Source organism: Acidobacteriota bacterium (assembly GCA_016195325.1).
Taxonomy (GTDB): domain Bacteria; phylum Acidobacteriota; class Polarisedimenticolia; order JACPZX01; family JACPZX01; genus JACPZX01.
Window position 1 is genome coordinate 38537 of record JACPZX010000078.1, and the last position, 25919, is coordinate 64455.

Sequence of the window (25919 nt, forward strand, 5' to 3'; positions counted from 1 at the left end):
ATGTCAGAGACCTGCGTAGACCGGACGGGCGTCGTGCGTGTCGACCAGCGCGTTCATGAGGCGCACCCTCTCGCGCCAGAGACCGATCACGTCGCTCGAGCTGGCGCGGCGGGCCGGCGCCGACGCGAGGCGGGCGTCGATGAGGGCGATGGAGTCCTCGAGGTCGGCCACCGTGCTCGCCGTCCCCGCGTCGATGACGCGCCCCTGGGGCTCTCCCCCTCGCAGCTCGGCCTCGAGCCGCTGCGATCGGCGAACCAGCGCGTCGAGCTGCTCCGAACCCACGGCGCCCGTGCGGGTGACGCTTCCGGTGGGAGGTGCGGTGGTCGGGATGAGCATCGTCCGGAGGGCGCGGGGGGCGACGACGACGAGCGTGAGCGACGCGGCGAGAGCGAGGGCGGCGCCGCCCATCCACTCGATCCTCCTGCGGCGCTGCCGGGCCTCGAAGGCCGCCCGGACCGCGGGCCACCGATCCGCCGCGGGGCGAATCTCGGGGAGCGCCCGGAGCGCGGCCGCGGTGCGCCGCAGCCTCTCGACCTCGCCCGCGCAGGCGGCGCAGGCCAGAACGTGCGCCGATGTCCCGGGCGCGGCCTCCCCGTCCCTCACGGCCAGGAGCTGTTCCAGTGTCGCGTGCATTGTCAGACCTCTTCTTCCTTCCCCGTCGTCAGGCAGCGCCGCAGGCGCCCGTGCGCCCTCGCGAGCTGCGATTTCGAAAAGCTCGGCGTCCTGTCCATCAGCTCGGCGATCTCCTCGTGCGTGTACCCCTCCACGTCGTGGAGCCAGACGACGCTGCGCGCGGTGTCCGACAGAGTCGAGAGCGCCGTGTCGAGATCGATCCGGTCGTGGGAGAGCCCCGAGAGCCACCCCGAGGCCGACGCCGATCCCGTCGCCGGATCCCCGAGGTCGTCGTCGAGGGCCTCGGTCATCCGGGTGCGGCCGCGACGCAGCTTCATGAGCGCCTTGCTCGCCGCGACCTTCCGGATCCATCCGGCCAGGGGACCGTCCCCTCGGAACCGGTGGATGCTGCGCATCACCTCGATGAACGTCTCCTGCATGACGTCCTCCGCGTCCTCCGCATTGCGGCAGAGTCGCCGGGCGAGGTTGAAGACCGGCCCCTCGAACGTCCGGTAGACGGACTCGAGGGCCTCGAGGTCGCCCGCCCGGGCGCGGGTCACGACGATTTCGTCCGTCGTGATGGTGAACGCCGACGTCATCACGCCCTCATAGATGCATCAGCCCGGGGTTTGGTCGCAAGTCCGGGCGGGAGGCCCCGATCGAGCCGCGGGGGCCCGATAGACGAGAAATCGCGGAGGGTCAGGGGTTTGGGCCCCCCGGGGAGGAGTCCGGGGGGCCGCTTCGAGAGCGTGGCTGCGGTGCCTGGGGGTCCTACTTCCAGCCCAGCTCGTCGAGATCGAAGTTCAAGCCGACGTATGTCTGGATGCTGTCCGAGCCGGGGCCGAGGTCGGCGTCCACGGTCATCTCACCAAATGGCTGGACGAGCGGCCGCCGACCGGAGGCCGTCCGAGGACGCCAGGTCAGGTACCCGTCGACCTTGAATCGCCGGCCGGGGTGGAACTGAAATAGATCCGTGCGCCCGGCCCCGGCTTCGAAGTACGAGTCCTGATACCGCCCGTTCGTGGCCACGACACCGAGCGCCACATGCCGCACGTCGATGACGTCGCCGCCGTTTCCCGCGACCGTGAGGAATCCCGCCTGCGCCTTGAGATAGAGGCTCGCGGGATGGGGGCTCCACCTGTCCTGGAGCCTCAAGAACTCGTACCGAAGGCCTGCGAACGCCTCGAGGCTCGTCGCGTTGCGGATGATGCCGAGCCCGCCTGTCGCGCTCGGGAACTGACCCGAGTGGCAGGCCGGAAGCGCCTTGGCGTTGTTCGGGTTCCCGCAGTCGGTCTCGGCACTGCGGACGCCATGCACCGTCTCCCCGAACAACCACACCTGTTGCGAGCCCCCTGCATTGCCGACGAGACGGTACGCGAAATCGAAACCGGCGACGGCTCGCTCCTTCACCTGGCTCGAATCGTTCGGATTGATGTAGCTATTGACCTCTCCCGCCGCGAACGTGTCGATCGCGAACCCGGTGTACGCCGTGGCCTCGAACCTCTCCCGACCATCGTTGATGGATCGGAGCCAGCCGCGGAAGCCGGGCTTGTCGTTCTTGCAGTCGGCGAGGCAGTTCTCGCGACAACTCGGCTTCTGTGAATCGCCGGGTGTACCGCTGTTGGGATCTTTGTTTGGATCGCTGACAAATTCGTTGACCGCATCCGCGGGGAATGCGCGGGTGCAGACGCTCCGGCAAGAGTTGTCCCAGTCGCTGTACAGCCATCCGGCCGCCTTCTTGCCGGACTTGCGGCAGACGGCCACGCACTCCTCATCGCACGATTGATGGAATGCGGCGACATCGACAGTGCAGGACGGCCCGCACTTCTTCTTGCAGTCGGTCGCCGTGTTGGGATCGGCGTCGCACGTCGCGTCGCACGCGCTCAGGCAGCTCGTGTTTGCGTCCACGGCTTCGATCGCGCAGCTCGACTGGCACACCGTCTCGCAGACCTCCGCCGACTTGAGTTGGCAGCTCCTGCCGTCGTTCGGTGACGCCGCGATCGTCCTTGGACCCAGAGACGCTCCACAGATCACGAGCACGAGTGAAATGGTGATGATGCCAGCCGCACGATTCATCGAAGACCTCCCCGGACCCGAGCGCGGCTCGGCCGCCACACGCGACCGGTCGCCCCAAGGGTGAGGACCTGACTATCGGCGATGAGCGGGGTGTTGTCAACGAAAAAAATAGTTTATACTGTGTTGAACTTGTCATGTCTCATAATGTCGCATTTTGTCCTCGGAGATGACATTGAATACACCTGAGTTTCTGCGCGGACGACTGCTACTCCCCCGGAAGGTGCGGAAAGCCGAAAGGGACTACCTCAGGTCCCGACGCCAGGCTGCTGGAGTGCCGGAGCCGGCGAACGGCGAAGCGCTCCGGGTCGGGCTGGCCCTCTCGGGAGGCGGCATCCGGTCGGCTACATTCAACCTCGGCGTCCTCCAGCGGCTCGCCGTGGGCGGCGCCTTCAAGTTCATCGACTACATGAGCACGGTCTCGGGCGGAGGGTACATCGGCTCGTGCCTCTCGTCGCTGCTGTCGCGGCTGCCCGCGAATGCCACGATGCCCTTCCTGGATCGCGATCAGGTGCACCACCTCCGCAAGCACGGTGACTTCCTCATCGTCCGCCGGCGAATGCTGTCGATCGAGACTCTCCGGGCGATCGGAAACGAGGTGAGCAACATGATCCTGTCTCTCCTCGTTTTCATCATGCTCGCGCTCACGGTCGCCGCGGGAATCGTCGGCTACACATGGCTGATTGCCGGAGACGGCATGTGGGGTTTCCTCTGGTCGACCAACCGCAACCTGGGGTGGCGCGGAGCGGGGTTCCTGCTGCTGCCACACCCGGAGTTCGAAAGCGTCGCGCCGCAGATCACCGCATCGCTGATCGGAGCCGGTCTCATGGCGTTGATCTCCGTCGGGGCGTACTCGGCAAGATTCGGGCGGATCCCCAATCAGACCGAGAGATCGAGCGACTCTTCGCGCGAAGAGCAATTCCTGCGGTACAGGTTTAATCGAATCTTCTTCGCCGGGTTCGCGCTGGCATGCTTGCTCCCGTTCACGCCGTTCTATGACAGAATTCACTCGGACGCCGCCTCACCCTCGGGCGCGGCCGAATTGAGGGATCTCCGGTCGGAATACGAGAACAGGTTTCCGAGGCCCCCCGGTCAGGCGCCCCCTGTCAATCCGGGCTCCTGTTGCTGCATGGACGAGAGTGGAACGACGCCAGCGGCAGCGCCCGCGACGGGGCCCGGGGCCACCGATCAGTCCCGAGGCGGCCCGACCGGGGCCGGCTCAGAGTCGGAGCGGCAGCGGGTCCCGGTCGATGGTCATCCGGGCTGGCTGCTCATTCCCGCCTTCTATTTCCTCGGGGCGCGCATCGCGGCGCTCGTCGCGTATCCGTTCTTCGCGAGGGGAAAAGAGAGATGGTCGCCGACGTTTCGCTCCGTCTTCGCGTCGATGCAGGCGATCGCGCTCTACTCGTTCTACGGAGCCCTCCTGTTCGCGATCACGCCGTTCCTCGTGGCCGCGGCCTGCCGCTTCGACGCCGGCAAGTGGTACGGCCCTCTGAGCGCTTTCCTCTCGCTTCTCGCCGGGAAGTTCCTTCTCCCATCCCCCGCGACGGCGGGAGAGGCTCCATCGGGCACGCTCGACCGCCTGCTGAGTGCCGCTCGGGGTGCCGCGCTCAATTTGCTGGTCGTCGTGCTCGTATTCGTGACCCTGATCGGTCTCTCCAGCCTAATCGTGTGGAACTCGGGCGGAACGATTGGCGTGCGCGAATTCTCTGTCCCGCTGGTCGCAGCCGCGCTGGCCTTCCTCGCCCTCGGCATCCTGGTGAATTTCAATCGCGTGTCACCGCACACCTTTTATCGCGACAGGTTGGGTGAGGCCTATCTGAAAACGGACGGCAAGGCGGGCGAGACCGAAGGAGTCCTTCGCGACCACAGTCCCACACGGACTCATCCCGAGACGGTCGGTGACTCGGCCGTAGGCGAAGTGGTTCTTCGCGACGACAGGATGATGAATCTCGTCGAGCTCCACGACAACCCCGGAGAGGAAACCCGCAGTGGAAGCGCCGGGCCGTACCATTTGATCGTGTGCGCCCTAAATCTCGCCGGCTCGAACGACCTCACACGCCGTACGCGGAAGTCCGATCACTTCCTTTTCTCAAAGTACTACTGCGGATCGACCACGACCGGCTACGTCCAGACCAAGGAATACCGCGATGGGCGTACCGATCTTGCCCGTGCGATGACAATCTCGGGGGCCGCGGCTTCTCCGGCCATGGGGTATTACACAAACACCGCTGCGGCGTTTCTCATGACCGTTCTCAACGCGCGACTCGGTCAGTGGATGACCAACCCTGGAAAGTACACCGGGGCGCACGAGGAAGAAGACCCGGAACCTCCGGCTGAAACCAAATTGAATTTCTTTGCGACAAAGATGCGGCAGATCCAGAAATCCCACGCCGCCCTTCTTGAGTTCGAGCGCGCGTGGGAAATCGTCTTCTGGCCCAAGTGGCTCTTCCACGAGATGATGGCGCAGACCGACGCGGAGCGCGAGATGGTTCACCTCTCGGACGGAGGGCACACTGGGGATAACGTCGGCATCTACCCATTGCTCCAGAGGCGATGCGACATCATCATCGCTTCCGACGCCGGGTGCGACCCCGGGTACGCGATGGCGGAGCTCTCCGCAGCGATCCAGATGATCAACATCGACGAGAACATCAAAGTCACCATCGACCCGAACGAGATTCGGCCGAAGGGGGACCCGAAACTGAGTACGTCCCACATCGCTATCGGAAAGATCGACTATCCTCAGTGCACGAGTTCTCCCGAATCGGGAGATCCCGACTTGGTCGCAAAGACCGGGTACTTGATCTACCTGAAGACGTCGGTCACCGGCGACGAGGCGGTGACGGTGAGGAGCTACCGCGACGCGAACCCGGCGTTTCCCCACCAGACCACGGCGGACCAGTTCTTCGACGACGACCAGTTCGAGGCGTATCGCGCCCTGGGAGAGCACGTAGCCGGCGCTCTGCCGGTCGGCACGGGGAAGGATCCGCAAGCGTGGATGGAATGGTGCGGAAAGCAGTTCAAGAAGGCCGACACGTCGCCGCCAAGCCGATCCAAGGGCTCGGGAGGCAGGCTCAAGCTTTGACTCAGACTGGGTCTCGATGATTGACCCCGTCGCGTTCGAGCATTCCACCGACCTCCCCGTCCGCCCGCTCCTCGGCCTCGTGCGGGCCGAGCCCGTCGCCGTCGGCGCGGCGGGCGACGCCCTCACCGCCGAAATCGTCGAGGAGTGCAGCCGGCTGGTCGCGCAGCACGCCGGGAAGCCGCCGGGCGGGATCGAAGGGCTCGCCCCCGCGCGCGAGCTGTACCGCGCCTTCGGCATCGACCCGACGCACACGCGCCCCTCCTCCGAGGCGCTCGTGCGCCGCGCCCTTCAGGCGAAGCCGATGCCGAAGATCCTCAACGCGGTCGACGTCTGCACCCTCTGCTCTCTCATCTTCCTCCTCCCGATCGGCCTCTACGACGTCGGGAAGATCCGGGGGAATGTCACGCTGCGGCGCGGGAAACGCGGCGAGTCGTATCCCGGGATCCGCAAGGACGACGTGAACCTCGAGGGACGGCCGGTCCTCTGCGACGAGACGGGGCCGTTCGGAAACCCGACGTCGGACTCGCTGCGGACGTCGGTCACTCCCTCGACGACGTCGCTCTGGATGGTGATCTTCGCGCCGCCTGCGACCCCTCGCGCCTCGATGCAGGCCCACGTCGAGCGCGCCCGCGAGGCGATGGCGAAGCACCTCGCTCCCGCGGGTGTAACAGTTGCGACGATGGGGAGCGTTGCGGGGTGATCCACGCGACATTGAGTCAGCGGCACGAGGCGAGCTCGATCCCGGCCTGCGCCGCACGGGGATCCCGCTCGGAGTAGATTTCGCGCGCCGCGGCGAACGATTGGCAGGCTGTGTCCTCACGGCCCGCGGTGCGCTGGGAGCGGCCGAGCTCGACGAGCGTTTCCGCCACGAGAGGGTGGCGCGGGCCGAGCGCCACCCGGTAGATCTCGACGGCGCGATCCAAAAGATCGATCGAGGCAAGGGGGCGCCCCTCGGCCGCCAGGAGGAGCCCCTCCGCCACCAGGCTCTCGGCGTACTCCATGTGCCTCTCGCCGAGGAGCCGGCGACGCTGGTCGGCGGCCGGTGCCACGAGAGCCTCCGCCTCGGCGAGCCGTCCCCGTCGGACGAGCGCGACCCCCAGGTGGCTCATCGACCGGGCGACGAGGTAATGCTCGGCTCCGTACAGCTTCCGGCGGATCTCGAGCGCCTGCAAGGCCGCCCCAGCGGCCTCTTCGAACCTCCCCTGAGCGAAAAGGGCGAGCCCTAGACCGTCGCGCATCTCGGCCTCCTGCTCGTCGCCTCCTCCCGACGCGCTCGACTCGATCGAGGCGAGGATCGCGCGGTAGAGCGATTCCGCCTCAACCGGCTTGCCGGTGTCGTGGAGGAGGAGCGCGAGGTTTCCCCGGACGAGCATGGTGTGCTCGTGGCCGGCGCCGAGTAGCTCGGTGTCCAGCGCGAGCGACTCACGGTAAAGCGTTTCCGCCTCATCGAAGCGGCCCAGCTCGTGGAGGGCCAGCGCCCGTGCGTTGAGCGTCGACGCGACCTCGGGGGTGCGGCCGCCGCGGATCGCGCGGCGGATCTCGAGGCTCCGTCCGAAGAGAGCGGCCGCGCGCGCGTACCCTCCCCCCCGGGCAACCGCGCGCGCGAGCTGGTGAAGCGACGCCGCGATCGTCGAGGGGTCGGCCCCGCGCTCCTCGTGGAGCGCCAGGACCTTCGCGTAAAGATCGGCGGCCTCCTTGAAATCGCCGCTCTTCTCGTAGAGCCCGGCAAGCGTCTGCGTGAGGGACGCCTGCGTCTCAGGCTGCCCCGAGAGGGTCTCGACTTGCTTCGCCGCGTGATCGAGGAGACGGCGGACTGTCAGCTCGGAGCCGTGGCCGGGCTCGGCGATCTCGAACATTCCGACCAGCATCGACGCGATGCGTGACGCGCGGTCGCGCTCGTCGCGCGCGCGGGCGGCGGAAACCCACGCCAGGATGGCCGAGGCCGTGATCGCGATCATCGCGAGGAGGCCGAGCGCGGTCCCCGCCCGGTGCCTCGAGACGAATTTGCCCGCGACATACGCCAGCTTCTCGGGGCGCGCTTTCACCGGATGGCCGGTCAGGAAGCGTTCGATATCCTCTCGCAGCTCGGCGACGGTGGCGTACCGGCGCGACGCATCCTTCCGGAGCGCCTTGAGGACGATCGTGTCGAGATCCCCCCGAAGCCAGCGTCCCGAGGCGGCCGACCGGGTGGCGGCGCTCGGGCGGGGAGGCTCGAGGCTGCAGATCCGCCGCTCGATCTCGGCGAGCGGCATCGCGGGGTCGATCGCGTAGGGCTTCGAACCCGTGAGCATCTCGTAGAGAAGGACGCCGAGCGAGTATACGTCGCTCGCCGTCGTCACCGGATCTCCGCGGATCTGCTCCGGGCTGGCGTACGAAGGAGTCAGCATCCTGAGCGGGGCGAGCGTGCGTTCCGCCGCCGCGGCGCCGGGGCGAGCCTCCTCGAGGAGCTTCGCCACTCCGAAGTCGACGAGCTTCGGCACCCCCTCAGGGGTGACGAGGATGTTCCCGGGCTTCAGGTCGCGATGCACGATGAGATGGCGGTGGGCGTGCTCGACGGCACCGCAGACGACGAGGAAGAGCCCGAGGCGCGCGCGCCCGCGGAGGGCGCCGCGCTCGCAGAACTCGAGGAGCGGGATCCCGTTCACATGCTCCATGACGAGATACGGCTCGCCGTCGTCCGTCGTCCCGCCGTCGTAGAGCCGCGCGATGTTCGGGTGATCGAGCTGCGCGAGGATCTGGCGCTCCGCCTTCAGCCGATCCAGGAGGACCCGGTGCGAGATGCCGGAGTGCAGGAGCTTGATCGCGACGACGGCCTCGTATTGCGCGTCGTCGCGACGCCCGAGGAATACGGTCCCCGTCCCCCCCTCGCCGAGGATCTCCGTGAGGCGGTAAGGGCCCACGCGCGATCCTAGTCGCGAGGCGGCGAGGGCAATGGTCATGGTGGCCGCTCCGTCCCGCACGATCGACTCGAGGTACTCGGGAGGCCGCGCCTCCGCGCGGATCAGCCGCGCGAGCTCCTCGCCGAGCACCGGGTCCGCCGCGCACCGGCGCGCGGCGAAGCCGATCCGCTCCGCGGGCGGGAGGGCCGTCGCCTCGAGGAAGAGCGACTCGAGCTGCCTCCAGCGCTCGGGGGTCACGGAGGCGAGTCCCGGAGCATCCGATCGCAGAGCCAGGCGCGCGCCATGCGCGTGTCGTTGACGACCGTCGGCACGGACACCTTGAGGACGTCCGCCGTCTCCTCCACGTCCAGCCCCGCGAAGAACCGTAGCTCGATCACGCGGGCCTTCCTCTCGTCGAGGGCGCGCAGGACGTCGAGCGCCTCCCCGAGCGCGACGAGATCGATGAGGCCGTCCGCCGTCTGCGACGGGGCCTGTTCCAGGGGAACGCGACGCGCTCCTCCTCCGCGCCGGCCGGCCACGATCCGCCGGGCGTGGTCCACCAGCACGTGCCGCATCAGCCGAGCCATGAGGGCGAAGAAATGCCGCCGGTCCTCGATCTCCTGCGGGATCCCGCGCGCCAGGCGGAGGTAGGTTTCATGGATGAGCGCCGTCGGCTCGAGCGTGTGATTGGCGCGCTCGCGCCGCATGGACAGGCCGGCGATCTTCCGCAGCTCCGCGTAGACGAGCGGCATCATCTCGCCCAGCGCCGCCGCGTCACCCCCGCCCCACCGCGCGAGGAGGACCGTGATCTCCCCCGCGTGCGGCGGCTCATTCCCTTCGAGCATCCGGCCGGTCCCCCTCGGGTACGGCGCTCCCGGGGCTAACCCTGCGCCGTTCGGCCCCGGAGCGAGGATACCAGATGGGGTCGCGGGGAGAGCCGGACCGTTCAGGGCGCGCCCGCCCGCCGGATCTTCGGGGGCGGCTCGCACCCCGAGCTCCCCGTCTCGCAGAGCAGGAGCTCGAAGTCGCCGCGCGCCGCGCTGTCGGAGGTGACCCTGACGAAGTACGGCTGTCCCGCCACCGCCTGAAAAGTCATCCGGGCCTGCGCGCCGAACGTGCCGCAGTTCGGGTAGTCCTCCGAGCAGCCGACCTCGGCCAGGAAGGGCGCCCCGCAGTCGGTGTGCACCGACACCTGCGAATCGAACGACGCCGACGTCCCGCACATCGAGAGCGTGACCGGGCCGCCGGCGGCCGAGACGTAGCGGTACCACACGTCGGGGAGGTCGTCGGTCCCGTTGTCGCACCTCGACTCGATCGCCGGGATCGTCGATGTCGCGCCGAACGTCGTGCCGAAGTTGCGCCCCGGGAGAATCGTCCCCGCCGCCGCACACGTATCGGCCTCGCCGCTGATCCACCCCGGCGCGGCGTCCCGCAGCCAGCAGTGCATCCGCCCCAGCTGCTGAGAGGTGAAGTGATCGCGGCAGGGTCCGTTCAGCGCCCCAAAGCCCATGAAATTCTCGAAGTCGAATCCCAGGGACGTCCAAGCGCCTCCGTTCAGGAAGCACGGGTTGATGAGGCCCGACGTCGCGCAGAACGTCGGATCGGTCGCGAAGGTGTCGCGGCAGAAATCGCCGACGAAGTCCGCGGCGAGGCTCGTAACCTGGTGCTGGTTCTCCCAGCACGGGCCGCACTGCGACTCCCCTTCCGCCGTCGTCCCACCACGGTGCGTGTGGTAGAGGCCGAGGGCGTGCCCGATCTCGTGCGTGAGCACGGCGCGGCCGAGACCGAACTCGCGGAAGTCGACGACGATGCCTCCGTGCGGCTGGAGGGCGAGGGGATCCCACGGGTAGGTGGAGAGTCCGCGGAGCCCGGTGACCGACGGGCTCATGTCGGTGACGTAGACGTTCAGGAGGGTCTGCGGGCTCCGCGCGTACAGATCTTTCATCGGAAAGTCGTCGGGGTTCGGAAAGTTGAAGTTCGTCAGCGTCATGAATCGGGAATCGTTGATGAACCGGACGAAGGGAATGAAGCGGATCCTCGAGTCGACCCCCTGATGGTTCAGGTCGGCGTAGTCGATGTTCAGGAAGGTCATCGCGTTCGTCACCAGGGCGGGCGTCGCGCGGCAGGAGGTCCCCGCGTCATTGCAGAAGACGTTGATCTGGAGTGTGACCGCCGTCACGGGGGCCGAGGAGGAGGGGATGTGCTGGTCGCGCATGTTTGGGTCGTCGCACGACCCGTTCCTCTGGCACCCGAGCGAGTCCAGCGCGAGGCCTGAGGAAGGGGAGCCGGAGGCGACCCACCTCTGGTGAGTCCCGCAGGGGACCGGCTCCTCCTCCTGCGCGATCGCCACCCCCGTTCCGGCGAGACAAGCGGCGAGGACGGCCGCCCACGCCAGCGACCCGCCTGCTCTCACTCGACCCCCTCGTGCGCCCATCTCCCCCACCTTTTCTCCCGGAGACACCGGGAACGACCGACCCGCACCCCGTCACCCTCGAAGGCGCGAAAACCGCGCGCCGGAGATAACCGTTCCGGAGTTTCAGGGTACCGTCGGGCAGATCGCCACGACGTCGTAGAAGTAGACCGACCCGGAGTTCGGTGCGACCCCGTCGTCGCCGAAAGCCCCGACCATGAGGGTCTTCCCACGTACCGAGACCGCGATGCCGAACCCGTCACCGGGGGCGATGTCGCTCGACTGGAAGTGCGCCAGGAGCTGCCACGCGCCCGTCGTGGGATTTCTCCGATAGGCGTGCGCGTGGCCGAAAGCCGACGGGAGCTCCTCGTTCCCGAGGATCACCGTCGAGCCGGCGATGGCGACCTGCGTCCCGAAGTAGTCCTGGTTCCCGCCGTTCGGGTCCACGAGCTTCGCCTTCTGGATCCAGGCGCCCGCCCCGTTCCTCTCGAAGACGTAAGCGGCTCCCTTGAAGAGCTGCTGCGAGCCGGCCGGACTGTCGTCGTCGCCGTAGGCGCCGGCGACGAGGAACGTGCCGCTCACCGCCACGTTCCGCCCGAAGACATCGAATGCCTTGCCGTCCGCCGCGAAGATCTTCGATTCGATCCATGACGTCCCGTTGAAGGCGTACGTGTACGCCGCGCCGGCGTCGAGCCCCAGCGTGTGATCGTGTGTGATGCCGACGACGATCGTGTTCCCGTCCACGGCGACGTCGTTCCCGTAGAACCGGGAGTCGATTCCGGCTCCGTCCCCCGCGTGAAGCTTGGAGGTCTGCGTCCAGGTCGTCCCCGTGCGGTCGAAGACGTACGCGGCCCCCGCGTCCGACGCGATGTCGTCGTCGTTCGTCGCTCCGGCCACGAGCCGGTCGCCGCGCAGATCGACGGCGAACCCGAATTGGTCGCCGATGGGCCCGATCTGGGGCCCGGGATCGATCGCGGTCACGAACGCCTCGAGGCCCCAGATCCCCGCAACGTTGCGCCGGTAGACGTAGACGGCGCCGGTGCGCGGGAGACCGGCCAGGGTCGTCCCGGGGGCGCCGACCGCGACCGTGTCGCCGCTGATCGCGACCGACTGGCCGAAGAGATCCCCCAGTTGCGACGGCAGCGGCCTCAGCTTCGCCTCCTGGTTCCAGACGCCGCCCGCATCCTTGTGGTAGACGTAGATCGCGCCGGCGTTCGGCACGCCGTCGTCGTCGTCCCCGGGCGCCGCCGCGACGGCGAAGTCCCCGTCGACGTCCACCGCCTGGCCGAAGAACCCTCCGAGGTTCCCGTCGGAGGGGCTGATCTTCGTCTCGTTCGTGAGCTGTTCGGGACACTGGTACGGCGCGATCTGGACCGCGCGGGCGGCCGGACTCGCCAGGATGACGAGCGCCGCGGCGGCGACGCGGGTGAGCGTGCGGATGCGCATGGTGGCTCCTCCCCTTTCAGTTGTGGCCGGCGCGGCCGGCGTCGTGTCCGCCAGCGGCGCGAGCCGCGCGGTGTCACTCGTGATGGCGTGAAACCGGGGAGGCGGAGATAACGGGAGGCGTGCAAGAATGCGCGCGAGGAGGTGAATCATGCGCAAAGGGATGACATGGCTGGTCGCGACGGTGCTCGTGGCCTTGATCGCGCCGGCGCGCGCCGCCGTGATGACGCGCGAGATCGAGTACCGGCAGGGTGAGACGGTCCTCCAGGGGTTCGTCGCGTGGGACGACGCCCTCAAGGACAAACGCCCCGGCGTCCTCGTGGTTCACGAGTGGTGGGGGCACAACGAGCACGCGCGGAACCAGGCCCGAAGGCTTGCCGAGGCGGGGTACGTCGGGTTCGCCCTCGACATGTACGGCAAGGGAAAGGTCGCGACGCATCCGGCGGACGCCCAGGCCTTCGTGGCGGAGGCGACGAAAGATCCGCAGGTCGTCACCGCGCGCTTCAACGCGGCGCTTTCGGAGCTGAAGAAAGATCCTCACGTCGATCCCTCGCGCATCGCCGCGATCGGCTACTGCTTCGGCGGGAGCGTCGTCATGGGTCAGGCGCGCGCGGGGGCGGACCTCGCGGCCGTGGTGACTTTCCACGGCGCGATCGGCACGAAGACTCCCGCGGCTAAAGGGATGGTGAAGGCGCGGATCCTCGTCCTCACCGGCGAGGACGACCCGATGGTCCCGGCGGCGACGGTCGAGGCGTTCAAGAAAGAGATGGCGGAGGCGGGGGCGAAGTTCGAGGTGGTGTCGTATCCGGGGGCCAAGCACAGCTTCACGAACCCCGACGCCGCGAAGGCCGGCATGGCCGCGCTCGCCTACGACGCCGACGCGGACGCGAAGTCGTGGGCGGCGATGCTGAAGATGTTCAGGGAGATCTGGGGGTAGAGGGGGCGGGGGCTGATCAGTTGGACGCGTCACCGTCCAGTCCGAGAATCCTGGCGGTCTCCGTTCAGAATTCGCATGAAGTCCTCCGCGCCCAAGGGATGACCAAACTGTTCCATGGCCGCGCGGTATTCACATGTCGCGAGAGCGCCAGTTTGTACGAGACACTTCAGGAAGGAGCACTGACCGCCTCCCAGAGAATGCCTGCGATGAGGAGAGATCGAGTGAGTCCCCCGACGGCGTGTAGGCCGCCCCGAAACCGCTCAAGCCGCGACGATCTTGCCGCAATCCGAATGCTTAGATGGAGCGCCGCGCCTGAAATGACGAGCGCACTTTCAAGGCTACTTCCGTGCGCCCACCGACGCAGCGACAGTGCCACGGCAACAACTAGACACGCGACATCCACCCGCGCCGCCTTCACCAGGTTCACTCTCCTGAGTGGTGACTCTTCCCGTGTGCTCTCCATCGATTCATATGAATGCGCAACGGTTCATGTTCGCCAGGCATCCTCGTTGAGCTCCGACCCGCGATTCCCGATGAGCGCGGGCGGGGCGCTTGGGCAATACGAAGTCCAATGATCGCCTGTGCACATCGTCGGCGTGGCCGGCGCGCATGTTCGGTCATCCTCCCCACTGTGAGATTCCGTCGCTACCTGCATCCCCTCGTCAACCCGTACGCGAGGAACGCGAGCGCGCCCAGGAGCCCGAACAGAAAGTGGGTGACGAGCAGCGACGGTCTCAATCGGCCAACCGCCACTCCCTTGACGATCGACACTAAGAACCACGCGACCGGAATTATGACGATGAGGAGCACAGCGTCGCGCGCCGCGTTCACCTGAGCGCCTTCTCGGCCTCCTCGATCCACTCCCGCGCTTCCGCGTCCCCACCGCGCAGGGCGTCGCGCGACAGATCGAGCGCGCGCTCGTACTCCCCCCGACTCCCCGCCCTGTCCCCCGTTCCCGCCAGCGCCTCCCCGAGCGCGAGGTGGTTGGGCGCGAAATCCGGTCTCAGCTCCACCGCCTTCCGCGCGTGCTCGAGCGCGAGGTCCGGATCCCCCGGACCGGCCGGCCAGCCGGGCGCCCTCGCGTAGAGCAGCGCGAGCGCTCGATCGGGCCCCCCCTCCTCCATCCCGGGGTCGGCCGCGGCCGCCCTCTGGAACGCCGCCTCGATCTTCGGCAGCGCGTCGAGAGCCGTCGTCCGCCGCTCCCGGGCCTGGACTCCGAGAGCCGCCCCCAGCCAGAAATCACACGCGGCGCTCCCCGGGGCCGTCCGCCCGCACCACTGGGCCGACTGCACCGCGAGTGTCGCGGCCTCCTCCCGACCCTTCCCCGTCGTCTCGTGATCGGCGAGCCACACGCCGGCGCGCGCCGCCCCGATGAGGCCCTCGATGCGGTTCGCGTCGCCCCGGGCGGCCGCAAGCCAGGTCTCGGAGGCGTCGTGCACACTGGGAAGAGTCCGGCGAGCATACAGGAACTCGGCCCTCGAAAGAAGCTCCGGGACGGCCGTCTCCGCGGGCTCGAGGGTGTCGGCCCCGCCGAGCGTGGCGAGAGGAGGGGGCTCGCGGAGCGCCCTCACGCAGCCGGGGGTCGCGAGGAGGGAGAGGGAGGCGAGGGCGAGAGCGCGAGGAAACGTCACCGGCCTGCGGGGGCGGTGAAGGTCTTGAGGAGCGCGTCGAGGGCGGCGGCATCGGCGGGCTCGAACCCCTTCATCCGAAGCTCCTTGAGGACGGCGACCCCCGAAGGCGATCCGGACAGGCCCGCGAGGGCGGCCAGGAGCTTCGAGAGATCGGCCCCGGCGACGCGATCACCGACCGAGCAGAGAAGCGTTCCGGGGAGGGAGTTCGAGCGCGCGACGACCTCGAGATCCGCGGCGAAGGGGAGCGAGGCGAGCGCGTCGGTCTGCTCGCCGTCGAGGAGGACCGCCACCTTCTCCCCCGCGGCCGCCCGCCTCAGCGCCGACAGCGGGCGCGGGGTGAAGGTGATCTTCGCGTCCGCCGGAAGAGATCCCCAGCCGCCGAGCGCGACAGCCGAGACGAAGGCGGGGGCGTACCCCGGAACTCCGGTGACCTCCCACCTCGCGAGGGCGGCAGCCCGCGGGATCGATCCCTTCTTCGCCACGAGGCTCCAGACCTGCGTCGCCCCTTTCTCCTGGACCACCTGGAGCTTCGGCGCCAGCGCCAGATCGCGCGCGTGCCTGAGGTAGAAAGGCAGGGGGACGAGTGCGAGCCCGGCGTCTCCCCTGCCGAGCCGTGCGATCCCCCCCTCCTCGGTCTCGTAGTAGGCCGCCTCCATCGCGCCGCCTCCGGGAAGGGACGCGGCCCTGGTGATCTCGCCGGCCAGGGCGTCCATCGTCGGCTTCGCCTGCTCGGTGTTTCCGGGAAAACCAGGGGCGCAGACGACGAGGGCGACGCGCGCGCCGGTCGCCGCGGCGAGCGCGGAGACCGCAAGCGCGAGAGCGCCGGCGAGGAGGGGGCGCAGGAGCGAACGGAGGCGCACCACGGGCGCATCATAACGCGGTGGCCTCACCGCTTCACGAGCCTGAAGGCGACGAGCATGTTCGGCAGGACGATCGTCGCCGTGACGATGCACGAGCCGAGGCCGAGGAGGAGAACCGTCCCCAGGCTCGCGAGCCCGCGGTGCGACGCGAGCGCGAGGCTCCCGAAGCCGAGCATCGTCGTCAGGCCGGCGATGAGGATGGCGCGCCCCGTGTGCCGGAGGACGAGCGTCATTCCCCCCTCTCCCTCCGCGCGCATCCGGTGGATGATGTGCACCCCGGTGTCGATCCCGACGCCGAGGATGAGGGGGATCGCGACGAGGTTCGCGAAGTTGTAAGAGAGATCCAGGAGGCGCATCCCTCCCATCATCCACACCACCCCCATCAGCTTCGGGATGAGCGCGAGGAAGGTGTCCTTCACGTTGCCGAACTTCGCGTACAGGAGCACCAGGACGAGGATCCCGGCGGCCGTCGCCGCCCGGTGGAAGCCGGAGGTGATCCGGCCGGTCATGCTCTGGAAGACGATCGGAAAGCCGAGCGCGTCGGCGGAGAGCCGGCGGCTCCCCGCCACGAACCTGTCGAGGAACGGGGGATCGAAGACGTTTCCCTTCGGGTAGACGTACGCGAAGAAGCGGCCGTCCTGTTTCACGAAGTGATCGCGCGCCTCGGCCGGAAGGTCCTTGGGGGCCGGCGGCTCGGTCCGGGAGGCGCGCCTCAGATCCTCGAGCGCACGGCCCGCCCACGCGAGAAGCCTTCGCTCCCCGTCCTCCCACGCCGCCTCGCTGCCGGGGGGGGCGGCGGCGACCTGCGCGCGCGCCGACTCCGCCTCCGCGCGCGCCCCCTCGAGCGGGCCGGCGAGAGCGCCGAGGCCGGCGCCGAACGCGGCCTCCCCCGCCTGCGCGAAGGCCTCCTCGAGCCGCCGGAACGAGGCCTCGAGCGCCGGCCGATTGGCGGCGGCGACCTTCGAGGGGAGCTTCACGCCGTCGAGGAAGGCGCGCAGATCCGAGACCGCGGCGCGCGAGGCGGCGGGGTCGTCGGGCATCAGCTCGAGCGCGGAGTCCACGCGCTCGATCGCCGGGTCGGCGGCGGCGCGATCCCGGATGTCGCGGAGCGCCGCGATGTCCGGGGCGACGACCACGGTGAAGTTCGGCGAGAGGTTCGACTCGAGGATCATCCGGTTCTGGTACCGGACCGACTCGGAGTTCCGCGGCAGGAGAGCGAGGATGTTGGGATCGAAGCCGACGCCGAGGGCCTCCCATCCGAGAACCGCGGTCAGCGCCAGCGAGAGGATCGTCACGGTCCACGGGTGGCGGCACACGAGCCCCGCGCCCCGCTCGACCCACAGCCTGTCCACCGCCGCAAGCGCGTCCTGGCCCCTCCCCTCGCGATCCCGCGCGTGTCGCCAGCGGCCGTAGAGGATGAGGATCGCGGGCAGCGCGAGGAGCGAGGCGAGGAGGCACAACAGCACGCCGATCCCGGCGACGAGCCCCAGCTCGGCGAACCCCTTGAACTTCATGAGAAGGATTGAGAGGAACGCCGCCGACGTCGTGACCGCCCCGACGGTCACCGCCGCGCCCGTCGCGAGATAGGCCTTCCGGATCGCGGCGGCGGGGTCGAGAGAGTGCGCCCCCTGCAGCTCGTACTCGGAGACGGGGTGAATCCCGTAGGCGATGCCGAGGCCGACCAGCGTCGAGATGAACGACGACGTGATGAGGTTCAGATACCCGAGCTCGAGCTTCACGGCCCCGAAGGCCCACGCGACGCCGATGGCGAGGGAGGCGAGGACGAGGAGCGCGTGGCTCTTCCACCGGAAGACGAAGAGCGTGAGGAGCGTGACCCCCGCCGCCGCCACGCACGACGTGAACCAGGTGTCGCGCTGGACCACCTCCATCTCCTCGACCGTGGTGGCCGGCTCGCCGGTGAACGCGACGTGGAAACCCGGGGAGGACCGCGAGATCGCCGCGGCGCGCGCGCGGATCGAACCCACGAGCTCCTCGAGGACCGGCAGGGAATCGTCCCTGCTCTTCGGGGAGATCAGGATGAAGAGGGTCTTCCGGTCGCGCGTCGTGAGGTACCCGCGCGCGGCGATCTCCGGCCGGTCGCCGGCGAGGCTGACGAGGGGCGGCTCCGCCTCGAGCGCCGCGACCGATCCGGCGGGATCGGCGAGGAACTTCCGCTCGAGCCTGAGGAACTCGGTGAGCTGCTCGATCCCCTGCGCCGCCTCGGCGGCGTCGGGAACCGACCCTCCCTCCGTGAGCCCCTTCTCGAGCCGCGCGGCGAGGGCGTTGTTGACGCCGTCGAGGCCGGTGAGTGCCGGCATGAGGTCGAAGCTGGCCTGCTCCTTGCGCGCCGCCGCCACCGCCTGGTGGATCCACGCGGGGGGGGCGAGGTGGAACCCCCGCTCGAGATACCAGTCGAGGCTGGCCCTGTGGAAGACGTGCTCGACGTGAGGGTCCTTCGCGAAGTCCGCGGCGAGGAGATCCGCGAAGCGGCGCAGGTCGTCGGGCGGCTTGTCGACCCCCGGCGCCGCCTCGACGCAGGCGATGAGATCGAGCGCGCCGCCCGTCTCCTCGAGGAAGGCGTCGAAGCGCCTCTGGTCGGGATCGTCCGGGGGCGCGAGGTCGGCGCGCGACGTGCGGAACTCGACCTGCGACCCGAGGGCGAGGGCCAGCGCCGTGGCGCCGATCCCGAACCCGAGCGCCCGCCCGGGGTGCGCGAGGATCGCGTCCAGGAGCTTCGCGAGGATCCTGTGGAGCACGCGTCAGGCCTCCGCGGGTCAGCCCAGCGTCCCGCCGGGCTCGAGGGCGACGATCTCGAGGCCGTCGATCCCGGCCGTCTCCCGCCGCAGCGCCTCGGGGGTCCCGGTGAGGGCGTCGAAGGTGGCGAAGTGCATCGGCACGACCCTCTTCACGCCGAGCAGCCGGATCGCGTACGCCGCCTCGCGCGGCGACATCGTGTACAGATCGCCGATCGGGATCAGCGCGAGATCGGGGCGGTAGAGCTCGCCGATGATCCTCATGTCCCCGAAGACGTTCGTGTCCCCCGCGTGGTAGACGCGCGCGCCGCCGGGCAGGTGCACGACGTAGCCGCACGGCTCGCCGCCGTACACGACGACGTCGCGCCCGCGATCGTCCACGTCGGCGATTCCGCACGAGTGATCCGCGCTCACCATCGTGACCTTCACGTCGCCCAATTCCTGCGTCCCCCCCTTGTTCATCGGGCGCGTCCTCTCGACCCCCTTCGACTTCAGCCAGAGGCACGTCTCGTACACGGCGACGACGTCGCACCGGTGCTTCTTCGCGAGGGCGACGGCGTCGCCGATGTGATCGCCGTGGCCGTGGGTGATCAGCATCAGGTCGACCCGATCGAGGGCCTTGAGCGCGGGCGGGCACGCGGGGTTCCCCGCGACCCACGGATCGATCAGGACCACCGTTCCCGTCGAGGCCGTGAGCCGGAAGGTCGAGTGGCCGAGCCACGTGAGCGAGAAGGAGCTGCTGGGGGACATGGGCGGATCTCCGGGAAGGTCGGTGCGAGCGGCGCTCATGTTAGCAGCGGCGGGTGTTAGAATTGAGGTCATGCTGAAGTGGATCCTCCGCGCGGTCGTGGCGATCGCGCTCCTCTACGGCCTGAGCTGCGCCGGCCTCGCGTGGCTGATGGTCCAGCCGCCGGAGACGTTTGGCCGCATCATCCGGCATCTGCCGATGCCGATCGTCTGGGGGGTGCTGCCGAGCCCCTCGATCTGGCTGTGGGCTCGGAAGGGAACCCTCTCCGAAGGGGAGACGGCCCCCGACTTCACGCTGGCGACGTACGACGGGAAGGGAGAGGTCACGCTGTCGTCGTTCCGCGGCAAGCAGCCCGTGGTCCTCGTCTTCGGCAGCTACACGTGACCGCCGTTCAGGCGGGCGGTGCCCGCCCTCAACAAACTGCACAAGGACTACGGCGACCGGGTCGCCTTCTACGTCGTCTACATCCAGGAGGCGCACCCGATCGACGGGTGGCAGATGGACGTCAACGTGAAGGACGACGTTCTCGTCGCGAGCACGCGAACGCTCGAGGACCGCGTGAAGGTCGCGGGAAGCTGCGTGAAGAACCTGGGGATCGAGTTCCCGGCAATCGTGGACGGCGCCGACGACCGCGTCGAGAAGACGTACACCGGGTGGCCGGATCGCCTCTACGTCATCGATGCCACGGGAACCATCGCGTACAAGAGCGAGGCGGGCCCCTTCGGGTTCGAGCCGTCGGGGGTGGAGACGACGCTGAAGCGGCTCGTGCCGTAGACCGCCGTCAGCCGCCGAGCTCCCTCTCCAGCCTCCGGGCGACCGTCTTCATCACCTTGACGCGCGCCCAGTTCTTGTCGTTCGCCTCGACGGGCACCCACGGCGCGGCCTCGGTGCTGGTGCGCTCGATCATGTCGCAGGCGGCGGCCTCGTAGGCGTCCCACCTCTTGCGGTTGCGCCAGTCCTCCTCGGTGATCTTGTACTGCTTGTAGGGGGTCGTCTCGCGATCCTTGAAGCGCCGGAGCTGCTCGTCGGCGCCGATCGCCAGCCAGAACTTCAGGACGATCGTCCCGAACGACGTGAGCTGCTCCTCGAAGGCGTTGATCTCGGCGTAGGCGCGCTGCCAGTCCCCCGCCTCGCAGAATCCCTCGATCCGCTCGACCAGGACGCGCCCGTACCACGATCGGTCGTAGATGGTGACGCGCCCGAGCCTCGGCAGGTGGCGCCAGAAGCGCCAGAGGTAGGGACGCGCCCGCTCCTCGTCCGTCGGCGCGGCGACGGAGATCACCTGGTAGAGCCGCGCGTCCATGCACGAGGTCAGGCGCCTTATCGTCCCTCCCTTCCCCGCCGCGTCGGGACCTTCGAAGACCAGGATCATCGAGCGCCGACAATCGTACAGGCGGCGCGTCAACCGGTTGAGGTCCCGCTCCCGCCCTTCGAGCCTCCTTTCGTATTCCCTGTCGGTGATCGCGCGCGTCAGATCGAGGCGGCTGATCACGTTGGGGCGCGCCGGCTTCGGCAGCGGCGGCGCGGCGGCCTTCTTCCCCGGATGCGCCTTCGCCGCGGCCAGTCGCCCGGCGATCGCCGCGAGGAGGATCTTCGACACGGTCAGCGACCGGTACCTCTCATCCTCCGCCTCGACGATGTGCCACGGCGCCGATCCGGTGCCGGTCTTGCGGAGGGCGTGCTCGCTCACGCTCCGGAACGCGTCGTACCGCTTGAAGAACTTCCAGTCGACCTTCCGGACGCGCCACCGGGTCCTCTTGCTCGCCTCGAGCGAGCGAAGCCTCGCCTCCTGCGCCTCCTTCGAGAGGTGCATCCAGAACTTGACGAGGAGGACGTTCTCCTCCGCGAGCATCCGCTCGAACTCGACGATGCGATCGAGGGACTGATCCATCCCGGCGGCCGAGAGACGGCCGAAGACGCGATCGATGATCGGGGCGGTGTACCACGAGCCGAGGAAGATCCCGATCCTGCCGCTCGCCGGGAGGAGGCGCCAGAAGCGCCACATGGGTGGGCGCTCGCGCTCCTCGTCGGTGGACTCCCAGATCGCGTGCGTCTGGATGCCGCGCGCGTCCATCCACGCGAGGAGGTGGTTGACGGTCTCGCTCTTCCCCGCCCCCTCCACCCCGCCGATGTGGACGATGACGGAGAAGCCGGCGGAGGCGAGCTCCTTCTGCGCCTTGAGAAGCGCCTCGCGGACCTCCGGCGCCTCGCGGTTGAAGGCCTTCTTGTCGATCCGATTCCCGACTTCGGCGGTCTCGAACATGGGGGCGGTCCCTCGGTGCGGGCGCGGCCATGGTAACTCAGGGCGGGATGAATGCGCCCCATGGGTATCCCCCGGGGGGGGTTGCATCGAGCTGCCGAGGCGACTATGCTTTTATGCATGAGAACAACGGTGGAGATCAACGATTCCTTGTTCGTCCTGGCCAAGAAGAAGGCGGCGGCGGAGGGTGTCCCGCTACGACAGATCATCGAGGACGCCCTCAGAACACACTTGCAAGGGCCGACGACTCGCGCGAAGTATCGCTTCCTCTGGACGGTGGACAGCGGCCGGCTGCTTCCCGGAGTCGATCTCGAAGATCGGGACTCTCTCTTCGACATCATGGACGGTCTCAAGTGATCGCCATCGACTCGAACATCCTGGTCTATGCCCGAAGAAAGGAGACACCGCACAACGCCGAGGCGAGGCGACTTCTCGAAGAACTGGCCACCGGGGAGGCCGCCTGGGCCATTCCATGGCCGTGCGTCTACGAGTATCTGCGGGTCGTTACCCATCGTCGGGTGTTCGTCCCTCCTACGGAGCTCAATCAGGCACTCGATGAGCTCGATGCGCTGATGGAGTCGCCCGCACTGACGCTTCTCGGCGAGGGACCGACGCACGCGGCCCACCTTCGCCTCGCCGTGGGCTCCGGACGAGCCGTCGGCAACCTCGCCCACGACGCGCACATCGCGGCGCTGTGTGTCGAGCACGGGGTGCGTGAGCTGTGGACTGCGGATCGGGACTTCGCCCGATTTCCGGGGCTGAATGTCCGAAACCCGTTCGAGCCTCGTGGGCTCCATGAGCCGCGCGCCCCGTATCGCACGCGGGGCGCCTCGCGCGGCGCATCGCGCACCCCGGGACGTCGCCGCCGGGCCTGATCGCCTCAGGACGTCGATCGACGTCGTCTTCTCAGCAGCGAGCGCCTGCTTCTCCCATAGAGGTGACGTACGACGTCGCGATCGGTGACGCGCGCATCCACGAACCCATGGACTCGGGGGATGAGCCGGAGATCGAGCGATCCGTCTCCTACTCGTGCCGGAGGGCGACCATCGGATCCTCGCGCGCGGCACGACGGGCCGGGAGGATCGAGGCGGCGAAGGCGACGAGCCCCAGGAGCGCCGTGACGGCCGCGATGGTCGAGGGGTCCGTCGCGGTCACGCCGTAGAGCAGGCCCCGGAGAAGACCCTGGAGCGGGAGCGTCCCGGCCAGGCCGATCGCGAGCCCGGCGAGCGTCAGCCGGAGGCCCCGGCCCGCGATGAGACGGAAGATGTCCCCCCGGCCCGCGCCGAGCGCCACGCGGAGACCGTTCTCGCGCGTCCGCTCGTAGACGGAGTGCGACATAACGCCGATGACGCCGATGGCCGAGAGAACGAGCGCGACGAACGCGAAGAGGCCGAGCAGAACGCCCCGGAACCGGGGAGCCGCGATGGAGCGGGAAACGACCGCCTCCATCGGGCAGGGATCGGCCATGGGCAGCGCCGGGTCGATCGCGGCAAGCGCGTTCTTGACGTCCGAGATCAGCGCGCGCGCGTCGAGCTCGGACCGAATGAAGAGCGTGATGAAGGGGCTCGGCGATTGGGCGTAGGGAACGTAGAGCTCGGACGTCCCCGAAGTGGTGAGACCGCCGTGCAGCACGTCGCCGACGACGCCCACGACCTCCAGCCACGGCGCGTCTTCGTCGGGGGCGCCGACCTTGAGACGTTTGCCGAGAGGGTCCCGGCCGGGCCAGAGCCGGTGCGCCATGCTTTCGCTGACGATCGCCGCGCCGGGCGCGCCCACGGCATCCCTCGCTCCGAAATCGCGCCCCCGGATGACCGGGATCCCCATCGTCCGGAAATAGCCGGGGCTCGCCACGCGCCAGTACGCGGCGTTCTGGCGTCCCTTGCCATCGGCCGCGCCGGCTTCGAGCGTCACGTCCAGGTAGGCGTTACCGCTCCCGAGGGGCAGGTACCGCGCCACGGCCGCCATCGTGACTCCCGGCGTCGCTCCGACGCGCGAAAGAATCTGGTCCACGACCGCCACCCGCCGCTCGTCCGACGCGTAGCGAGTGCCGGGAAGGGCGATGTAGGCGGTCAGGACATGGCGGGGATCGAACCCCGGAGAGACCTCCGTGAGCGTTCGGATGGTCCTGACCATCAGGCCGGCGCCGATGAGGAGCATCAGGGCGAGGGCGACCTCCGCCACGAGCAACGCCTCGCGCAGGCCTCGCGAGCCGCCCACCTGCGATCGCGATCCCGCCCGCATCGCCTCCTCGGGCTGCGCGCGCAGCGCGCGCAGCGCCGGTGCCGAACCGAACAGGACACCGGTCGCAAGGGAGAGACCGAGCGTGAAGAGCAGGACATGGCCGTCCACCGCGATCGGAGCGACGCGGGGAAGATTCTTTGGCACCAGGAGCACCAGAGCATCGGTCCCCCAGAGCGCCACGAGGAACGCGAGGGTCCCTCCCAGGAGACTGAGCAGCAGGCTCTCGGTCAGGAGCTGCCGGAACAACCTGACGGCGCTCGCGCCGAGGGCCGCGCGAACGGCGATCTCTCTCCGCCGTCCCACCGCCCTGGCCAGCATCAGGTTGGCCACGTTGGCGCACGCGATGAGCAGCACCAGGCCCACCGCGCCCAGGAGGATCATCAGCGGCCGCTCGACGCCGCTGCTGAGCTGGGTCCTCAGGGGAACGAGCGCGATCTCTACGCCCGCGTCCTCCCGCGGGTACTCCTGCGCGAGCCGGCGAGCGATCGCAGTCATCCGGCTACGGGCGGCCTCGAGGCTCACGCCGGGAGACAGCCGGCCCACCACGCCCAGCCGGCGCAGCCCGCGATCGAATCGTCCGGAGGAAGTGAAGGCGATCGGCGTCCAGAGCTCCAGCTTCTCGCCGACGATCTGCGCGGGAAAGTCGAAGCCGGCGGGCATCACGCCGGCCACGGTGTGCGGCTCGTCGTTGACGGCGATCGATCGACCGACGACGTGGGGATCCGCTCCGAAGCGCCGCTGCCACAGTCCGTAGCTCAGCAGGACGACCTTCGCCGCGCCCTCTCGATCGTCCTCGGCGAGAAGCGACCGGCCGAGAAGCGGGCGGACCCCCAGCAACTCGAACAGCCCGGCGGAGACGCGCGCCCCCCTGAGCCGCTCCGGCTCCCCGTCACCCACGACGTTGAAGTCGCCGAAATCGAGGGCGGCCATGGCGAGGGCGCCGTCGCCCTGCGCTCGCCAGTCGAGAAAGTTCGCCGGGGAGACCGGGCCGGTTCGCGTCTGCTGGGCATCGCTCTCCCACGCCATCACGAGCCGATCGGGGTCGGGGTACGGCAGGGACCGCAGGAGAACCGCGTTGACCACCGAGAAGACCGCGGTGTTGGCACCGATGCCCAGGGCGAGCGTGAGCACCGCGACGGCGGCGAAGCCGCGCTGTCGCGACAGCATGCGCGCTCCGAAGCGCACGTCCTGCCAGAACGATTCGAGCATGTGGTCCTCCCGGCGGCCCAACGAAGGCGCGAGCTGCAATCACCCTCCAAGCAAACGCCGTGCGAGGCGCATCACGCTTCACGTGCCGGTGCCGAAAGGGCGGTTTACCCGGCGCCAGGCGCGACGGCGCCGCCCTCCGCCTTGACCGATCCCGAACGCGGCCATCCCACGCACGGACACTGCTGCCCACGCACGCCGCGGCCGAGATCCGCGACCGCCTGATCTGAGGCCGCAGGGGCCGTGTTGGACAGGTTCATGCTCGCCTCCAGGCTCAGAGGTTCCCCCTCATGCTGTCCAACTCGACCCATCGCCAGCGCGAGCAGTACGGCCGTCGGTTCCAAGGCCGGCGTCTCGAAGGGATCGTCGATCCACGTCCACTGCTCTCGATGCGTGAAGAGATTCCACCTCACGAGCGTCACCAGGCTCGACAGCGCCCAGCCGAGCTTCGAGCGGCTGAGAAAATGGACGGCTTCAAGTAGTCGCCCCTCAATCTCCTGGCGGGGCGTTGAGCTGCTTCGTGAGGGCGTCGATCTTCTTCATCTCCTCCGCCGCGAGCGCCTGCTTCGCGCGGTCCCCCTCGCGCGCCGCCTGGGACGACAGCTCGAGGAAGCGCTGGCTCGCGAGCGCGTGCTGATCCAGGAGCGAGACGTAGCTCCGCGCCTGCGACGGGAACTCGGGCCACCGGCTCATCTTCTCGCGCTCGGCGCGCCAGCGCGGCACGACGTCGGCGTCGATCATGCGGGAGAACTCCCGCGCGTCGATCGACCCGGCGTGC

22 protein-coding genes are annotated in these 25919 nt (G+C 68.9%); 7 read left to right on the forward strand and 15 right to left on the reverse strand.

Annotated features, from left to right (window positions below; genetic code table 11):
• Positions 1-3: 3 nt before the first annotated feature.
• The 3 genes from HY049_14840 to HY049_14850 all read right to left on the reverse strand — a co-directional run bounded on the left by HY049_14840 (position 4) and on the right by HY049_14850 (position 2688).
• The gene (locus HY049_14840; protein MBI3450178.1) at positions 4-633 is read right to left on the reverse strand and encodes a hypothetical protein; all 630 of its coding nucleotides are present in this window, start codon (positions 631-633) and stop codon (positions 4-6) included.
• Between the two features lie 2 nt (positions 634-635).
• Entirely contained in the window at positions 636-1211 is a 576-nt protein-coding gene (locus HY049_14845) for an RNA polymerase sigma factor (protein ID MBI3450179.1), read from the reverse strand.
• Between the two features lie 172 nt (positions 1212-1383).
• Positions 1384-2688 (reverse strand): hypothetical protein, encoded by a 1305-nt coding sequence (locus HY049_14850; protein ID MBI3450180.1) that lies wholly within the window; start codon positions 2686-2688, stop codon positions 1384-1386.
• Positions 2689-2854: 166 nt separating this feature from the next.
• On the opposite strand from HY049_14850, the gene HY049_14855 reads away from it, so the two are divergent.
• A complete protein-coding gene (locus HY049_14855; GenBank protein ID MBI3450181.1) occupies positions 2855-5773 on the forward strand; it encodes a patatin-like phospholipase family protein in 2919 nt (972 codons plus the stop codon).
• Positions 5774-5789: 16 nt separating this feature from the next.
• A complete protein-coding gene (locus HY049_14860) occupies positions 5790-6473 on the forward strand; it encodes a hypothetical protein (protein ID MBI3450182.1) in 684 nt (227 codons plus the stop codon).
• A 16-nt stretch (positions 6474-6489) separates the two neighbouring features.
• Here HY049_14860 and HY049_14865 read toward each other — a convergent pair whose 3' ends face one another.
• The 4 genes from HY049_14865 to HY049_14880 form a co-directional block, all read right to left on the reverse strand.
• Positions 6490-8910 (reverse strand): tetratricopeptide repeat protein, encoded by a 2421-nt coding sequence (locus tag HY049_14865; protein MBI3450183.1) that lies wholly within the window; start codon positions 8908-8910, stop codon positions 6490-6492.
• On the reverse strand, positions 8907-9497 hold the full coding sequence (locus tag HY049_14870) for a sigma-70 family RNA polymerase sigma factor (GenBank protein MBI3450184.1): 591 nt from the start codon (positions 9495-9497) through the stop codon (positions 8907-8909). Before HY049_14870 ends, HY049_14865 begins: the two co-directional genes overlap by 4 nt.
• A 101-nt stretch (positions 9498-9598) precedes the next feature.
• A complete protein-coding gene (locus HY049_14875) occupies positions 9599-11065 on the reverse strand; it encodes a hypothetical protein (GenBank protein MBI3450185.1) in 1467 nt (488 codons plus the stop codon).
• A gap of 123 nt (positions 11066-11188) precedes the next feature.
• Positions 11189-12508, reverse strand: a complete 1320-nt coding sequence (locus HY049_14880) for a hypothetical protein (protein ID MBI3450186.1) — start codon at positions 12506-12508, stop codon at positions 11189-11191.
• A 160-nt stretch (positions 12509-12668) separates the two neighbouring features.
• Here HY049_14880 and HY049_14885 point away from each other — a divergent pair, with 160 nt between their 5' ends.
• Positions 12669-13442, forward strand: coding sequence for a dienelactone hydrolase family protein (locus HY049_14885; protein MBI3450187.1), 774 nt, complete (start codon positions 12669-12671; stop codon positions 13440-13442).
• 645 nt (positions 13443-14087) lie between these two features.
• Here the strand turns inward: HY049_14885 and HY049_14890 are convergent.
• Genes HY049_14890 through HY049_14910 form a run of 5 tightly spaced genes read right to left on the reverse strand, consistent with a single transcriptional unit; the run spans position 14088 to position 19436 of the window.
• Positions 14088-14273, reverse strand: a complete 186-nt coding sequence (locus tag HY049_14890; protein MBI3450188.1) for a hypothetical protein — start codon at positions 14271-14273, stop codon at positions 14088-14090.
• Positions 14270-15073 carry a hypothetical protein gene (locus tag HY049_14895; GenBank protein ID MBI3450189.1) on the reverse strand — a complete coding sequence of 268 codons (804 nt, stop codon included), beginning with the start codon at positions 15071-15073 and terminating at the stop codon, positions 14270-14272. The genes HY049_14890 and HY049_14895 overlap by 4 nt, the downstream gene beginning before the upstream one ends.
• Complete coding sequence (locus HY049_14900; protein MBI3450190.1) at positions 15070-15936, reverse strand: hypothetical protein; 867 nt, start codon at positions 15934-15936, stop codon at positions 15070-15072. The genes HY049_14895 and HY049_14900 overlap by 4 nt, the downstream gene beginning before the upstream one ends.
• Before the next feature lie 23 nt (positions 15937-15959).
• A complete protein-coding gene (locus HY049_14905) occupies positions 15960-18689 on the reverse strand; it encodes an MMPL family transporter (GenBank protein ID MBI3450191.1) in 2730 nt (909 codons plus the stop codon).
• An 18-nt stretch (positions 18690-18707) separates the two neighbouring features.
• Positions 18708-19436, reverse strand: coding sequence for a metal-dependent hydrolase (locus HY049_14910; GenBank protein MBI3450192.1), 729 nt, complete (start codon positions 19434-19436; stop codon positions 18708-18710).
• A gap of 70 nt (positions 19437-19506) precedes the next feature.
• Between HY049_14910 and HY049_14915 the strand changes: the two genes are divergently transcribed.
• Together HY049_14915 and HY049_14920 are read left to right on the forward strand one after the other, a co-directional pair.
• Positions 19507-19818, forward strand: coding sequence for a hypothetical protein (locus tag HY049_14915; GenBank protein ID MBI3450193.1), 312 nt, complete (start codon positions 19507-19509; stop codon positions 19816-19818).
• 18 nt (positions 19819-19836) lie between these two features.
• Complete coding sequence (locus tag HY049_14920) at positions 19837-20208, forward strand: deiodinase (protein ID MBI3450194.1); 372 nt, start codon at positions 19837-19839, stop codon at positions 20206-20208.
• 7 nt (positions 20209-20215) lie between these two features.
• Here the strand turns inward: HY049_14920 and pap are convergent, their stop codons facing one another.
• Positions 20216-21697 carry a polyphosphate:AMP phosphotransferase gene (gene pap, locus HY049_14925; GenBank protein ID MBI3450195.1) on the reverse strand — a complete coding sequence of 494 codons (1482 nt, stop codon included), beginning with the start codon at positions 21695-21697 and terminating at the stop codon, positions 20216-20218.
• Positions 21698-21814: 117 nt separating this feature from the next.
• Between pap and HY049_14930 the strand changes: the two genes are divergently transcribed.
• Entirely contained in the window at positions 21815-22051 is a 237-nt protein-coding gene (locus HY049_14930) for a DUF2191 domain-containing protein (GenBank protein MBI3450196.1), read from the forward strand.
• Positions 22048-22569, forward strand: a complete 522-nt coding sequence (locus HY049_14935) for a PIN domain-containing protein (protein MBI3450197.1) — start codon at positions 22048-22050, stop codon at positions 22567-22569. Before HY049_14930 ends, HY049_14935 begins: the two co-directional genes overlap by 4 nt.
• Before the next feature lie 148 nt (positions 22570-22717).
• Here HY049_14935 and HY049_14940 read toward each other — a convergent pair whose 3' ends face one another.
• Positions 22718-25144: an ABC transporter permease gene (locus HY049_14940; GenBank protein MBI3450198.1), complete on the reverse strand. Its 2427-nt coding sequence runs from the start codon at positions 25142-25144 to the stop codon at positions 22718-22720.
• Positions 25145-25630: 486 nt separating this feature from the next.
• Positions 25631-25882 (reverse strand): hypothetical protein, encoded by a 252-nt coding sequence (locus tag HY049_14945; GenBank protein MBI3450199.1) that lies wholly within the window; start codon positions 25880-25882, stop codon positions 25631-25633.
• Between the last annotated feature and the right edge of the window lie 37 nt (positions 25883-25919).